Source organism: uncultured Pelagibacterium sp., assembly GCF_963972885.1.
GTDB lineage: Bacteria > Pseudomonadota > Alphaproteobacteria > Rhizobiales > Devosiaceae > Pelagibacterium > Pelagibacterium nitratireducens.
In genome coordinates this window covers 1-13,899 of the sequence record NZ_CAXAXY010000075.1, presented here as the reverse complement: position 1 = coordinate 13,899, position 13,899 = coordinate 1, and the positions used below count along the sequence as shown (strand labels likewise).

Annotated in this window: 13 protein-coding genes; 2 read left to right on the top strand and 11 right to left on the bottom strand. The window is 62.3% G+C overall.

The features are described from left to right. Positions 1-60: 60 nt before the first annotated feature. The 8 genes from AACZ55_RS12045 to AACZ55_RS12010 form a co-directional block, all read right to left on the bottom strand. Complete coding sequence (locus AACZ55_RS12045; protein ID WP_339646375.1) at positions 61-1,500, bottom strand: hypothetical protein; 1,440 nt, start codon at positions 1,498-1,500, stop codon at positions 61-63. 120 nt (positions 1,501-1,620) lie between these two features. Next, a complete protein-coding gene (gene ugpC / locus AACZ55_RS12040) occupies positions 1,621-2,733 on the bottom strand; it encodes a sn-glycerol-3-phosphate ABC transporter ATP-binding protein UgpC (RefSeq protein WP_339646373.1) in 1,113 nt (370 codons plus the stop codon). Between the two features lies 1 nt (position 2,734). Continuing rightward, positions 2,735-3,469: a tyrosine-protein phosphatase gene (locus tag AACZ55_RS12035; RefSeq protein ID WP_339646371.1), complete on the bottom strand. Its 735-nt coding sequence runs from the start codon at positions 3,467-3,469 to the stop codon at positions 2,735-2,737. Position 3,470: 1 nt separating this feature from the next. Then, positions 3,471-4,355 (bottom strand): carbohydrate ABC transporter permease, encoded by an 885-nt coding sequence (locus AACZ55_RS12030; protein ID WP_339646369.1) that lies wholly within the window; start codon positions 4,353-4,355, stop codon positions 3,471-3,473. Then, a complete protein-coding gene (locus AACZ55_RS12025; protein ID WP_339646367.1) occupies positions 4,345-5,289 on the bottom strand; it encodes a sugar ABC transporter permease in 945 nt (314 codons plus the stop codon). Before AACZ55_RS12025 ends, AACZ55_RS12030 begins: the two co-directional genes overlap by 11 nt. Before the next feature lie 62 nt (positions 5,290-5,351). After that, positions 5,352-6,656, bottom strand: coding sequence for an ABC transporter substrate-binding protein (locus AACZ55_RS12020; RefSeq protein WP_339646365.1), 1,305 nt, complete (start codon positions 6,654-6,656; stop codon positions 5,352-5,354). Between the two features lie 82 nt (positions 6,657-6,738). Next, on the bottom strand, positions 6,739-8,040 hold the full coding sequence (locus AACZ55_RS12015) for an ABC transporter substrate-binding protein (protein WP_339646363.1): 1,302 nt from the start codon (positions 8,038-8,040) through the stop codon (positions 6,739-6,741). An 11-nt stretch (positions 8,041-8,051) separates the two neighbouring features. Next, positions 8,052-8,918, bottom strand: coding sequence for a metallophosphoesterase (locus tag AACZ55_RS12010; RefSeq protein ID WP_338609182.1), 867 nt, complete (start codon positions 8,916-8,918; stop codon positions 8,052-8,054). A gap of 156 nt (positions 8,919-9,074) precedes the next feature. Here AACZ55_RS12010 and AACZ55_RS12005 point away from each other — a divergent pair, with 156 nt between their 5' ends. Beyond that, a complete protein-coding gene (locus tag AACZ55_RS12005) occupies positions 9,075-9,647 on the top strand; it encodes a TetR/AcrR family transcriptional regulator (RefSeq protein WP_338609183.1) in 573 nt (190 codons plus the stop codon). Here AACZ55_RS12005 and AACZ55_RS12000 read toward each other — a convergent pair. The 3 genes from AACZ55_RS12000 to AACZ55_RS11990 are packed head-to-tail and all read right to left on the bottom strand — an operon-like array spanning position 9,644 to position 12,116. Then, the gene (locus AACZ55_RS12000; RefSeq protein WP_338609185.1) at positions 9,644-10,393 is read right to left on the bottom strand and encodes an amino acid ABC transporter ATP-binding protein; all 750 of its coding nucleotides are present in this window, start codon (positions 10,391-10,393) and stop codon (positions 9,644-9,646) included. The two genes, AACZ55_RS12005 and AACZ55_RS12000, sit on opposite strands and share 4 nt — an antisense overlap. Continuing rightward, the gene (locus AACZ55_RS11995; RefSeq protein ID WP_339646360.1) at positions 10,390-11,283 is read right to left on the bottom strand and encodes an amino acid ABC transporter permease; all 894 of its coding nucleotides are present in this window, start codon (positions 11,281-11,283) and stop codon (positions 10,390-10,392) included. The genes AACZ55_RS12000 and AACZ55_RS11995 overlap by 4 nt, the downstream gene beginning before the upstream one ends. After that, positions 11,280-12,116 carry an ABC transporter substrate-binding protein gene (locus AACZ55_RS11990; protein WP_339646358.1) on the bottom strand — a complete coding sequence of 279 codons (837 nt, stop codon included), beginning with the start codon at positions 12,114-12,116 and terminating at the stop codon, positions 11,280-11,282. The genes AACZ55_RS11995 and AACZ55_RS11990 overlap by 4 nt, the downstream gene beginning before the upstream one ends. Before the next feature lie 267 nt (positions 12,117-12,383). Between AACZ55_RS11990 and AACZ55_RS11985 the strand changes: the two genes are divergently transcribed. Then, positions 12,384-13,899, top strand: a 1,516-nt coding sequence (locus AACZ55_RS11985) for a potassium/proton antiporter (protein WP_339646356.1), incomplete at its 3' end; no start/stop codon positions are given.

The following is a 13,899-nucleotide window of genomic DNA, read 5'->3' as shown; positions in this document are numbered from 1 at the left end:
GAACCGCAAAACCGTTTCCATCCCCGATCGCGTCGAGGACATGCTTTTGCTGGACGCGCTCTAGCGCAACACGCCTGGCCGGGCGGTTGGTGCCTGCCTTTTTGCACCGGTTTGCGTATTTGAAACGCTATCACGCGCGGCGCGATCCCTTGGGGCCGCTTCGCTCATGTCGACCATGGGTTTGAGCCGGGTCGCTGGCCGAGGTTCAGTCACGTTGAGATGGACGGCAGGACCGTCAATGAACTGAAACCCCGCTCGTATCGCCGCGCTAGCTACCCCCAGGGTATTGGCACTGTGTGCATAACTGGCAAGACTTGCCTGGTCTGCCATCTGGACAATTTTGCGCAGGCGCTGCGAGGAGCAGGTTCCGCCGCTCCCCAGTGTGCTCAGATCGAACGAAATGCCAAAAATATCGCCAGGTTCAAATATCGGCAGAAGCGCGCTGTCTTCGGTTATCTCGGCAACGATGCGGTCGGTGGTGCCGCTTACCCGGTCTCGCAATGAGAGAATGTCGCTTATAGTCACGCCGTTGCCGATGCCACGAAGCTCAAGCACGATGCGATTGCGATAGATGGCAGGCACTGAGGCCAGAATCTTGAGATAATCCCGCGCAGTATCGGGATCAAGAAATGTGCTGAAAGTGAGCGGCACGAGCAGTGAAACAGACGCATCAGACCTGAGGGAGCCGTGAAGCCGCTCAACCCCACGGGCGAGGATCATGCAATCGAGTTCCCCGCGCATTTTTTGAACCTGATCGTTGTCAGCTATGGTTCTCATCCTGGCCAAAGCGCCGCTGACAGAAGCGGTATCGGCCTGGCATCGATTGAAGGTCGTTACGTGGGTGGAGACCTCCCATATGGGCGCAAAGAGCAGTTGAAAATCCTTAATGGTGGTTCGCCGCTGAACCGCTACAGCGACCTCCAGCTCTCCCTGAATTCTCTCGAGCGTCGCTGCCAGGCGATCAGCCAGCCCACGCCCCCTGCCAGCCAGATCCTTGGGGTCCACTTCGGTGACAAACCGCTCCACGGAGGTCTGCTCTTCGATCTCGGGGAGTTCATCGAGCAGCCGCGCGCGTATCGCGCGTGCAATCAGGCTTGCCTTGTGCATCGCCTGCTCGCGATTGAGCGAGGCAAAACAGATCAGAAAGCGCGTTTCGCTTTCAGGTTTGAAGAAATCCTGATCGGAAAGATACCGCTTAATCTCTGCTGTGGCTATCGCAAGCGCTTGATCGGCAAGCCTGTTCCACTTGGCTCCCAGACAGGCTCTGACTTCATCAAGACCCAGAAGCTCCATGGAGCCGGTAACGAGCGGCCTTTCAGCGGTGCCCAGGTTCTCAACGAGATTTTCGAGATCCCGTTCGAAAACGGCAGCAACCGGGCTGTCGGCTTTCGCTGGCTGCGGATTTTCCCGGCCTATTCGGGCATTTTCCGAAATGGGTATCGGAGCTGATCCTGCTGCGTCCGCGGCTAGCAGCATTTTGAGGCTTTGAATTAGTTTCATTCGCTTCCTCAATGATCAAAGAAGCGTCCCCGCAAAAAACCTCGCATGATATATCTGACCACTTCGTTAAATGCGGCCCTGTGTTTGTATAAGCCGCCGTACACAGGCTCTGGACGCGCTCTAGGCGACGGCCTGTTCGAGGCGGGTTTTTTGGTGGGTCGGGGCCAGCTCCAGGCGTTTGCCGGTCTGGGCGTCGAACAGGTGCAGGGCGGTGGTGGGGATATGAAGTCCGACGATATCGCCCTCTCCGATCTCGACTTCCGGGCCGACGACAACGGCAAATTCGGTGTCGGCGAGCGCGCAATAGGCGACACGGCTGCCGCCGAGTTCCTCGATCAGCTCGATCTGGGCGGGAAGGCCCGTTTCCCTGGAGCAAAGGGTTATGGCTTCGGGGCGAGCGCCGATGGTGATGCGGCCCGGCGTGCCGGGGAGCGCGGTGGGCAGGCGGAAATGCTGGGTGGGAGCGATATCGAGGGCGAGGGTGGTCGCGTCGAGCATTTCGCCCCCGGTCATGTTCATGGCCGGGGCGCCCATGAACTGGGCGACGAAGGTCGAGGCGGGGTTCTTGTAGATTTCGCCTGGCGAGCCGATCTGTTCGACATGGCCCTTGTTCATGACGATGAGCTTGTCGGCCAGGGTCATGGCCTCGACCTGGTCGTGGGTGACGAAGATCGAGGTGGCGCCCAAGCGCTTGTGGAGTTTCTTGATCTCGATGCGCATCTGGACGCGCAGCTTGGCGTCGAGATTGGAGAGCGGTTCATCGAACAGGAACACGGCGGGTTCGCGCACGATGGCGCGGCCCATGGCGACGCGCTGGCGCTGGCCGCCCGAAAGCTGGCCGGGGCGGCGGTCGAGATAGTCGGTGAGGCCCAGAACGGTGGCTGCGTCGCTGACGCGGCGCGCGCGCTCGGGCTTTGGAAGCCGGGCGATCTTTAGGGGGTAGCCAATGTTTTCGGCAACCGTCATGTGGGGATAAAGCGCATAGTTCTGGAACACCATGGCGCAGCCGCGATCGGCGGGGTCGATGTCGTTGATGATCTCGTCGTCGATGGCGATGTCGCCCGCGGTGATCGCTTCCAGCCCGGCGATCATGCGCAAGAGGGTGGATTTGCCGCAGCCCGAGGGGCCGACGATGACGACGAACTGGCCGTTGTCGATCTCGATGTCGATGCCGTGGAGAACCTGTTTGCCGTCGTAGGATTTCCTGACGTCAGAGATGGTGAGGTGAGCCATTTCAATCTCCCGCAAGACGTGCCCGGAGCCGGGCGATGGTGGTGTCCGAAAGCCCGATGGACCGCAGATAGGCGGCGACCGAGCCATAGGTGGTTTCGATATGGGCGATGGTGAGCGCCATGGTTTGGGGCTCGGAGGCCAGGAACGGCATGAAGCGTTCGGGGTCTATGCCGCGGGCGCGGGCGCCTTCGACAAGCTCGTCGACCATGGGTTCGATCATCTGGGCGGTGAGCGCGTAGTCCTCGACGATCAGCGCGGTTTCCACACCGGCGATGGTCAAGAGCAGGGCGGCGATGACCCCGGTGCGGTCCTTGCCGGCGGTGCAGTGGAACAGCACCGCGCCATCGCCGGCTTCGGCGATCAGGGTGAGGACGCGGGCGATGGTTTCGCCGCGCTCATCGAGTGCCTTGAGATAAAGGGTGAGCAGAGCGTCTTCGCCCGGGGTGACGGTCGGGGCGAGATCGGCAAACAGGGAAACGTTGTGGTAGCTGACGGCCGGGTGGCCGGCGAGGGGATTGGGCTGTTCGGCCAATTCATGATCGTGGCGCAGATCGACAACGGTGGTGACCCCGGCATCGATGAGCATGGCGACATCGTCGGCGTCGAGCCGGTGCAGGGCATCGGCGCGCAGCACGCGGCGCCAGAGGGTTTCGGCGTCGGCAATCGGATAACCGCCCAGGTCGCGGACGTTGTAGGCACCCTTGACGGGGATCGAGCGGGTGAGCGGGGAATTCATCTTAGCGTATTCCTGATTTCATGAAGGACTGGATGACCTGGCGCTGCAGGACGATGTAGATGGCGAGCACGGGAAGGCTGGCCATTGTGGAGGCGGCCATGAGCGGGCCCCACTGTGTGCCCTCCGATGTCATGAACATCTGGATGCCGATCTGGATGACGCTGTTTTCAGCCGAGCGGGTGAGCAGCAGGGGCCAGAAATAATCGTTCCAGGTCGAAATGAAGATGAGGATGGCGAGCGAGGCGAGGATGCCGGTCAGATTGGGGGCGAGCACGTCCCACAGGATGCGCCAGCTGCGCGCGCCATCCATGCGGGCGGCCTCGATCACCTCCTTGGGGAAGGAGCGCATGGTCTGGTAGAGCAGCATCACCGCCAGGGCGGAGGCGACATTGGGCAGGATCAGCGCGGGCAGGGAATCGAGCAGGCCGAGCCGGGCGACGATCAGATAATTGGGGATCATCACCACCTGAAAGGGCACCAGCCAGGTGAGCGCGATCAGCGAATAGACGAGCTTGTCGAACGGGAACCGCCAGCGCGCGAAGGCATAGGCGGCGAAAAGGCCGGTGGCGAGCTGGATAATGGTGACGATCACCGAGACCAGAAGCGTGTTCCAGAGCATCTGGAGCACGGGAATGGCGTTGAGCGCGTAGATGTAATTGTCGAGCGAAGCCGAAGTGGGCAGCAGCGCGGTCTCAAAGATCTGGTTGGCGGGGCGCAGGGAGGTGACGACCATCCAATAGACCGGGAACAGGCAGAACAGCGACAGCACGGCCATCAGAGCGTGGCCAAGGCCGGTGTTGAGCCGGCGCGAGGCGAGAGAGCGGGTGCGGCGGCGCGGCCGGGCGGCCGGCACCGAAAGCGGGGCGGTCAGTGTGTCAGTTGTCATAGAACGAGTACCTCTCCATAAGGCGGAAGAGCACGAAGGCCAGCGCGCCGAAGCCGAGGAACAAGATGACGGCGGCGGCCGAACTCCAGCCCACCGACATCGAGGAAAATCCAAATTCCCAGAGCACGTAGAAGATGTTGGTGGTCGAGCCGAGCGGACCGCCGCCGGTCAAAACGTTGATGTAGGAAAAGCTCCATTGGGCGCCCAGCAGAATGGTCATCATCACAAGAAACAGCACGGTGTTCATGAGCAAAGGGAGCCGGATGTCGCGGATGATCTCCCATTTCGACGCGCCATCCATGCGGGCGGCTTCGATGAGAGAGGGATTGATGTTGGCGTTGGCGGCCGAAAGGATCAGCGTTGAAAACCCGATCAGCTTCCAGCCGGTGAGAACGATGATGGTCCAGATGGCAATGGCGGGATCGGCAAGGAACCGCACGGGCTCGCCGCCGAGCCCGGCGATGGCCTGATTGACCATGCCGTGGCCCGGATCGAGCAGCCAGCGCCAGACGGCGGCGGCAACGACGGGGGCGATGATCATGGGCACGAAGATTATGGCCCGATAGATGTTGCGCGCCCGGTCGGGCAGGTCATGAGTGTAGATGGCGATGGCCAGCGGGATGATGACGGCGAGCGGCAGCAGGCCCAGAACGTAAATGCCGGTGTTGCGCACGGCCTGCCAGAATTTGGGCAGGGCAAAGATGTTGGTGAAATTGGACAGGCCGACAAATTGCGGTGCCGTGGTGGGCAGCATGTTCCATTGGTAAAGGCTGAGCCGGAAAGCATCGAGGAGCGGCCAATAGACCCAGATGGCAAGCCCGAGCGCGGCGGGCAGGAGATAAAGCCAGGGCGCAATGAGATAGCGATCGTCGGCCTTGAGGCGCCGCTTGCGCTTTGGAAGCGTCAGGAGAGTATTTGCTGAGATGTCGGCCATGAGCGAGCACCGCGAAATCGTGAAGGGATGGCCGCGAGGGTGATGCCCACGCGGCCGGGGGATCAGGGCATCAGGGACTGGGCGTTGGCCTGAGCCTGGGCCAGCGTGGCCTCGACATCGGCGCCGCCGAAGACGGCCATTTCCATCGCATCCATCATCAGCGAATTGATCTGGCGGTAGTTGGGGCCGGGGTAAGCGACCCAGGGCTCGAGCCGTTCGAGCTGGTCGAGATTGGGCTGGACCAGGGGGTGGTCTGCAACCCAATCGCCCAGATAGGCGGGGTCGGTGACGATGTCGGTGCGCAAGGGGACGTAACCGATCTGGGAGGTGATGGTGGTATAGGCCTCACGCGAGGTCATGAACTTCATCAATTCCCAGGCGGCGCGCTGCTTGAGCGGATCGGCGGTGTGAATGACGAGGCCCGAACCCGAATTGGTGGGGGAGGCGGGACGATCGCCAAAGCCGGGCATTGCGGCCGAGCGCAGCTCGAATTTTCCGTCCGAGCCGGCGATGAGGTAGGCCTGGAGCACCGAGGAGGTGAGGTACATGGCGAGCTGACCCGCGGCCATGGATTCCATTGACGAGCCCAGATCGGTGGCGCCGTAAACGCCGGCGTCGTGAAGGTCGCGCATCATCTGCACGGCCTGGACGGCCTCAGGTTCGGCGAAGGTGAGCGTTGTGCGGTCCTGGGACAACGTGCGTCCGCCATTGGAGAGGATGACGCTTTGCAGCACCCAGTCATCGCCCCCCGAACCGGCCCCGACGATGGCCGCTTCAAAGGGGCTGGCATCGGTCTGTTCGGCGATGGCAAGGCCGGCTTCGCGCAGCGCGTCCCATGTTGAGGGAGGCTGGTCGGGATCGAGCCCGGCGGCACGGAACAGATCGGCGTTATAGAACAGGACCGGGGTCGAGAAGGTATAGGCCAGCGCATAGGCCTTGCCGTTAAGGCGCCCCAGATTCAGCCCGTTTTCGGACATGCCCTCGAAATGGGCGGCGAGTTCCTCGGCGGGGACGATGTCTTCGAGCGCGACGGCGCCGAAATTGTCGATCGTATAGGCCAGATCGTCGAACACGGTCTGGGTGACGTCCGGGCCGATGCCGGCGGCCAGATCGGCCTGAGTGCGCGACACCATTTCGGTGGATTGAACCGGCACGGCATTGACGGTGATGTTGGGATTGGCCGCCTCGAACTCTGCGATCATGCCGCTTGTGGCTTCAGCGCCAATGCCTGTGGAGGCGAGGTTGTAGTTGTAATAGGTGATTTCGACCGGCTGGTCGACGGTGGCCGGCATGGCCTGGGCCCAGACGGGCGTTGCGAAAAGCGCCGTCGAAACGGCGAGGGTGGCGATGGTTGAACGGGGCAGCATGGGATGTCCTTTTCCGGGCCGCGCGGGGCGGTCATAGACAATGGAAACGGCGGCCGGCGGGGGGCTGCCGCCGGCCGGGCTGTCAGGGCATCAGAGCCTGGGCGTTGGCCTGGGCATCGGCCAGCGTCGCTTCGACGTCGACGCCGCCATAGACGGCCATTTCAGCGGCATCCATCATCAGGCTCACGATCTGGCGATAGTTGGGGCCGGGCATTGAATCCCAGGGCTCGAGAATGGCGAGCTGGTCGAGATTGGGCTGGATGAGGGGGTGGTCCTGGACCCAATCCTTGAGGTAGCGCGGGTCATCGACGATGGCCGGGCGGAGCGGCAGATAGCCGATCTCGGAGGTGATGATTGTGTAGCCATGCTCGGAGGTGAGGAACTTCATCAGTTCCCACGCGGCGCGTTGCTTGAGCGGATCCTGGGCCAGAATGGTCAGCCCGCTGTCCGAATTGTTGGGCCGGACCGGCTTGTCGCCGAAGCTGGGCATTGTGGAGGCGCGCAATTCGAAATTGTCCTGCGCACCGGCAACAAGTGAGCCCTGTATAGCACTGGTCTGGAGGTACATGCCGATATTGCCGGCCGACATGCCTTCGAGGGCCGCGGTGATGTCGAGGGGTTCGAAGGCGCCCGCATCATACATGTCGCGCAGCATCTGCACGGCCTCGACGGCCTCGGGCTCGGCGAATTTGAGCGCCGTGCGATCACGCGAGAGGACTTCGCCGCCATTGGACCGCACAACGCCCTGGAAGAGCCAATCCATGGCGCTGGGGCCGAAGATGCCGGCGGCAAAGCCGGTCTTGTCGGTGTTCTCCTGGATGGCCAGAGCGGTTTGGAGGACTTCGTCCCAGGTCTTGGGCGGCTGGTCGGGATCGAGACCGGCGGCGCGGAAGATATCGGCGTTGTAGAACAGGACTGGCGTGGAAAAGGTATAGGCCAGAGAATAGGTTTTGCCGTCGAGGCGTCCCAGATCGAGTCCATTGGGCACCATGCCCTCGAAATGGGCGTCGAGCTCGTCGGCGGGCACGATGTCCTCGAGCGCTACGGCACCGAAGTTGCTTGCGGTGAAATCGAGGTCGGAAAACACCATCTGGACCAGATCGACGGGCTGCCCGGCGGCCAGGTCGGCCTGAACGCGGGCCTGGAAATCGCCCGCCGCGGCGCCGATGCCTTCGACGGTGACGTTGGGGTTGGCGGCCATGAACTCATCGATCAGATTGCGGGTCGCGTCCGCGCCGAGGCCGGCAGAGCCGAGATTGTAGTTGTAGAACGTGATGGTGACCGGCTCGTCGATGGTGGACGGGATGGTCTGGGCGGTGGCGGGCAATGCGCCGGCCAGGACGAGGGTGGCCGAGGCGGCCAAAAGAAGGGTTCTGCGGTTCATCTGGAATTTCCTTATTCTGCGGCCTGGGTGGCTTCGTATTTGCGGAGCATTTCGGCCATGCCCGCAAAGGTGAAGCTGTTGAGTTCGCGCCGTTGCGAGGGCTGGGGCACAAAGGAAATGGTCAGGCCCGAGGGGCGGATGGTGCCAAGCGCAAGAGAGGCGCCCTCGACCATGCGCATGCCTTCATGGAGATAGGTGACGTCGGTGGCGGCGTGGGTGCCGATGCCGACGACGACGGGAATGCCGTGCCAGTTGGAAACGCGGTCGAAATGGATGTGGCCCGAGAGAATGCCGAGGATATTGCGGCCGGCAAGCAGGTCAGCCAGCTTGCGGGTGTCGGCGATGGTGAGGCTTTCCCATTCCATATCGGGCCTGTCCTCATCGAGCGCGGGGGCGTGGTGGACGGCGATCAGCTTGGGGAGGTCGGGATGGGCATCGAGTTCGCCTTCGAGCCAGGCGAACTGTTCGGGCTCGATCGAGCCGCCGACCTTGCCCGGAGCGCTCGAATCGAGCGTGATGAGGTGGATGCCGTCGATCACCTGCGCATGAAAGAACGGAGCGGCGAGGTCTTGGGTGCGACCGAGCATGCCGGTGTAAAAGCCCTCGCGCTTGTCGTGATTGCCGAGCGCGAAGAACAGGGGAATTTCAAGGGCCGCTTCGTCGAGGATGGCCTTGAGGTTGCGATAGGAACCCGCATCGCCCTGATTGGTCAGATCGCCGGTGGCGACGATGAATTTGGGCTGGGGCACCAGGGTCTTGATGTCGGCCAGCAGGGCCTTGAGATTGGCCGTGGTATCGGAAAACAGGTGATCGTCGACGATGTCGGGATTGCCGATATGGAGATCGGTAAGATGGACGAAGGTGAAGAGATCGGTCATGACGCGTGTCCTGATGTTGATGGCATTGCGTCCACCTGGGACGCCCTGAGCCGATCGTCTTTCGGCGCGCACCCCGCGCTTTGGGCGAAAGACTTGTGCCCGGCTGCAAACACAGCTACCGTCGGAACATGACAGGTGAATGAAGGTTCATTCAGTATGGAAGCGACGATCGGCAAGAAGGACAGAATCCTCGATGCTGCGGCTCAATTGATTGTGGAAAACGGTTTGCAGTGCTCGATGGCTGCGATTGCCGAGCGGGCGGGCGTGGCCACGGGATCGCTCTATAACTACTTTCCCTCAAAGGGCGCGCTGGTGCTTGGCGTCTATGTGCGGGTCGGCGAACAGATGTCGCGGGCGGTGGTGGTCGAGCACGATCAGGCGGTCAGCCATGAGGACCGGATAAAGGGCTATATCGCACGATATATCGCGTTTATCGCGGCCGATGCCGAACGGGCCAAGCTGTTTGAATATCTCGACAATTCTCCCGAATTGAGCCTTACCGAGATCGCGGCGACGTTTTCGGGGTTCGTCGACTATACGCGCGTTCTGTTTGAAGGCGCGCGGGAAGCCGGGGTGGTGCGCGAGGGGCGGGCCTATCTTTTGGGGAGCTTTGTGCGCGGGGCCATCCGCCACACGATCAAGCGCCGCCGGCTCGATCCGACGCCGATCGAGGACAGCGAATACGCCTGGATCGCGGATATGTGCTGGAAGGCCGTGGCGCGGGATTAAAGCCGTCCAGCCTCGATGATGCGCTGCAGGAATTTCTGCGTGCGGGGGTTCTGGGGGTTCGAGAACAGGGTTTTGGGTTCGGCTTCTTCTACGATGCGGCCGCCGTCGAGAAAGCAGACGCGGTCGGCGACGTCGCGGGCGAAACCCATTTCGTGGGTGACGATGACCATGGTCATGCCATCGGATTTGAGCCGGCGGATGATGGCGAGCACCTCGCCGACCAGTTCGGGATCGAGCGCGGCGGTCACCTCATCGAACAGCATGACCTCGGGCTGGGTGGCCAAGGCGCGTACGATGGCGACGCGCTGTTGCTGGCCGCCCGAAAGTTGTTCGGGATAGGCGTTTTCGAACTCGGCCATGCCGAAGGCGGTCAGCAGTTCGCGGGCGGTGGCCTGCGCCTCGGACCTTGAAATGCCGTGAACCTTGAGCGGGGCCAGGGTGATGTTTTCCATCACGCTCATATGGGGAAAGAGGTTGTAGGACTGGAAGACGATGCCGATCCTGCGATAGACGCCATTGCGGCCCCAGGAGGGGTCTTCGAGGGATTTTCCGTCCAGTGCGATGGTGCCGTGATCGAATTCGGTCAGCCGGTTGATGCAGCGCAGAAGAGTTGACTTGCCCGACCCCGAGGCGCCGATCAGGCACACGACCTCGTGGGGCGCGATGGCGAGATTGATGTCGTCGAGAACGAGGGTCTCACCATAATATTTGGTGAGACCGGAAATGGTTATGCGGTCGTTGGTCAAGAGGCCCCCTGCAGGCGGCGCTGACGGTCTCTTTTTGTCAGGTAGTCGGTGAGGCGGGCCATCGGGATGGTCGCAACAAGAAACAGCAGCGCGGCGGCAATCAGCGAAGAATAGTTGAAGGTCTGGGCGGTATAGATCTGGGCCTCGCGGACAGCGTCGCGCACGCCGATGACCGAAAGCAGCGCCACGTCCTTTTGCAGGGCGACGGCGAGGTTGAGGAGCACGGGCATGACGTTGCGGATGGCCTGGGGCAGGATGGCGTAGCGCATGGTCTGCCATTGGGAGAGGCCAAGGGCTCTGGCGGCGGCACTCTGGCCGTCATGGACGGCCTCGATGCCGGAGCGATAGATTTCGGCCGAATAGGCGGCGTAGGAAACCACCATGGCGGTGGCGCCCCAGAACAGCGCCGAATTGGGCAGGCCCGGAAGGTTGAGTGCCGGAATGCCGAAGCCGAAGATCAAGACAAGCAAAAGGACCGGCAGACCGCGGAAGAGGTCGATATAGACCACTGTAAACACCCGCAGCGGCGCGAACCACGGACCGGTCAGCGAGCGGAACAGGGCGAGAACCAGCCCCCACGCCATGATGGCGAACAGGCAGATCACCCAGACCTGAAGATTGAGCCAGAAGCCGCGCAGCACCTGGGGGAACGAGACCGCCATGGCGTTGAGATCGAAAAACTGCCGCGCGATGCGGGGCCATTGTTCGGCCGAGGTCACGGCATAGGCGATGGCGCCGAAAACCACGGCGACCATGACAATCGAGATGATGGCGGGCAGGTAGCGATCCCTGGCGCGCAGTTTCTTTTTTGCCGGGGGGAGAGGCCGACGCGGCCCCGGTTGGGGGGCCGCGTCGGGATCGATGCCTTGCGGCGGTAGTCCAGAACTCATTCGGTGATGACCGGCAGGTCGGGATCGGCAATCAGATATTGAGCGACCAGCGCGTCGATGACGCTTTCGGATTTGAGTTCGGCGATGGCCTCGTTGACCCATTCGACAAGGTCGTTGCCCTGCTCGAAGATCAGGCCGTGGCCGTAATCGTTCTCATCGGGCGGCAGGATGGCGGCGATGGTGGCGTCTGGCACCTGGACGGCGGTGAGGTAGAGTGCTGTGGGCAATTCGGTGGCCACAGCATCGATCTGGTTGCCCTGCAGGGCCTGGAACAGGCCGACCTGGTCGTTATAGACGGCGGGTTCGTCAACGCCGATGATGTCTTCGACATAGTCGAGATCGGTGGTGCCGATCATCACGCCCCAGCGCACCTCGCGCAAATCGGCAAAGCTTGTCGCCTCTTCGACGGCCGAGCCGGGCATGGCGACCACGGCTTTTTGCGGCTGGTAATAGACGTCCGAGAAGGTGGCGATCTGGGCGCGATCCTCGGTGACCGAGATCTGCTGGATGCCGAAATCGTAATCCTTGGCGCCGGGCGCTATGGCCTGATCGAAGGTTTCGCGCACCCAGACCACATCCTCGGGTGCAAAGCCCATCTTTTCGGCCAGCGCATAAACGAAAGCGCTTTCAAAGCCTTCCCCGTTCGAGGGATCGTTGTCCATCATCCAGGGGGGAAACACCGGATCGGATGTCGCGACGGTGAGTTGGCCCGGCGCGAACAGGCGCGGATCGTCAGGCGTTTTTTCCTGAGCGTGCGCCGTGCCGATACCAAGCGCGGTAGCGAGCGATGCGGCAACGGCCAGGCGGCTCAGCAATGAGAATTTTGTCGACATGATCGAGGACCTCCAGCGTCCAGGGAGAAAAAGTCCGGGGATTTCGATATTATCGGGCGCATCAAGCGGCGCAAGGGGCGTCTCGATCCCTGACAGCGACAAATCCGGGCCGGGCCTGCTAATTTTTTGCCGCCAAAGCGTTTTTTTGCCCCGGCGGGGGTGGACGCGACGCATTGGCGCCGTAATCATTGCCGTTATTGACTTTCTTTGCCTCCGCGGCCGGTTCGGCCGGCTGCCAAACATTTTAGATCGGGTCATTTGGGGATGATCGACTGGATTTATCCGCTGCTCCTGGTGGGCGCGGCGCTCATCGTCGTTTCGGTTTTTACCAGTCTCGTGGCGTTCCGCTTCGGGGCACCCTTGCTGCTGTTGTTTCTGGGCATCGGCCTGGGCGCGGGCAGCGACGGGCTGGGGATCGAATTTTCCGACGTCAACACCGCCTATTTCGTGGGCTCGCTGGCGCTTGCGGTCATTCTTTTCGATTCGGGGTTCGGCACCTCGCTGAAATCGTTCCGGCAGGCGGCGGCGCCATCGATCGTTCTGGCGACGGTGGGGGTGCTGTTGACCACGGCGATCGTGGGCATGGCGGCACGGTTGATGTTCGGGTTCGGTTGGGCCGAGGGGCTTTTGATGGGCGCCATCGTTTCCTCGACCGACGCGGCGGCGGTGTTTTTCCTTTTGCGCGTGGGCGGCATCACCATTCGCGACAAGGTGCGCTCGACGCTCGAAGTGGAGTCGGGATCGAACGATCCGATGGCGATCTTTCTGACCATCATGTTCGTGGAACTGCTGGCCTCGGGGTCGGGCATCACCGGGTTCACCCATGAATTTGTCGTGGGGTTCGGGTTGCAGATGGGGCTGGGGGTGACGCTGGGTATCGCGGGGGGAGCGGCGATCGTTTTCATCATCAACCGGGTGGAACTGGAGGGCGCGCTCTATCCCATCATCGTTCTGGGCATGGCGGTGCTGCTGTTTGCCTTTACCGGGCTGCTTGGAGGATCGGGCGCACTTGCCGCCTATGTGGCGGGGCTGGTGGCGGGCAATCGCCGGGTGCGGGCGCGGGCGACGCTGGTGCGGTTCCAGGACGGGATGACATGGCTGGCCCAGATCGTCATGTTCCTCATCCTGGGGCTCCTGGCCAGCCCCTCCCAGTTCGGCGAGGTGGCGCTGCCGGCTGTGGCGCTGGCGCTGTTCTTGATGTTTGTGGCGCGGCCGGTCGCGGTGTGGCTGTGCCTTCTGGCGTTCCAGTATCAGCGCGACGAGATCGCGTTCATTTCCTGGGTGGGCCTGCGCGGCGCGGTCTCGATCCTTCTGGCCATCCTGCCGCTGATCGCGTTGCTCGAAAACGGGGCCGTGCTGTTCAACACCGCCTTCATCATCGTTCTGACCTCGCTTTTGGTGCAGGGCTGGACCATCCGGCCCATGGCGCAATGGCTGGGCCTGATCGTGCCGCCGCGCATCGGTCCGGTCGAGCGCGTCGGGCTCGAATTGCCGGGCAGCGCGCATCACGAATTGATCGTCTACCACGTTGTCGAGGGGAGCCCGGTGGCCGAGGGCGAAAGGCTGCCGCGCTGGGCGCGTCCCTCGCTGATCGTGCGGGACGGGCAATCGATGCGGTTTCAGTATGCCGGGCGCATCAAGGCCGGCGACTATGTCTATATGTTCATTGCGCCGCGCTATACACGGCTGCTCGACCGGCTTTTCGCCAGCCCCACCAAGGTAGAGGCCGATGACAAGGATTTCTTCGGCGAGTTCAGAATCAACCCCAGGCGTCCGCTCGTTG

Excerpts from the sequence above, each read along its gene's own strand:
- AACZ55_RS11990 (WP_339646358.1), bottom strand. The coding sequence starts at position 12,116 with ATGTCGACAAAATTCTCATTGCTGAGCCGCCTGGCCGTTGCCGCATCG.
- AACZ55_RS12025 (WP_339646367.1), bottom strand. The coding sequence starts at position 5,289 with ATGGCCGACATCTCAGCAAATACTCTCCTGACGCTTCCAAAGCGCAAG.
- AACZ55_RS12035 (WP_339646371.1), bottom strand. The coding sequence starts at position 3,469 with ATGAATTCCCCGCTCACCCGCTCGATCCCCGTCAAGGGTGCCTACAAC.
- AACZ55_RS12020 (WP_339646365.1), bottom strand. The coding sequence starts at position 6,656 with ATGCTGCCCCGTTCAACCATCGCCACCCTCGCCGTTTCGACGGCGCTT.
- AACZ55_RS12010 (WP_338609182.1), bottom strand. The coding sequence starts at position 8,918 with ATGACCGATCTCTTCACCTTCGTCCATCTTACCGATCTCCATATCGGC.
- AACZ55_RS12015 (WP_339646363.1), bottom strand. The coding sequence starts at position 8,040 with ATGAACCGCAGAACCCTTCTTTTGGCCGCCTCGGCCACCCTCGTCCTG.
- AACZ55_RS12030 (WP_339646369.1), bottom strand. The coding sequence starts at position 4,355 with ATGACAACTGACACACTGACCGCCCCGCTTTCGGTGCCGGCCGCCCGG.
- ugpC (WP_339646373.1), bottom strand. The coding sequence starts at position 2,733 with ATGGCTCACCTCACCATCTCTGACGTCAGGAAATCCTACGACGGCAAA.
- AACZ55_RS12045 (WP_339646375.1), bottom strand. The coding sequence starts at position 1,500 with ATGAAACTAATTCAAAGCCTCAAAATGCTGCTAGCCGCGGACGCAGCA.
- AACZ55_RS11995 (WP_339646360.1), bottom strand. The coding sequence starts at position 11,283 with ATGAGTTCTGGACTACCGCCGCAAGGCATCGATCCCGACGCGGCCCCC.
- AACZ55_RS12005 (WP_338609183.1), top strand. The coding sequence starts at position 9,075 with ATGGAAGCGACGATCGGCAAGAAGGACAGAATCCTCGATGCTGCGGCT.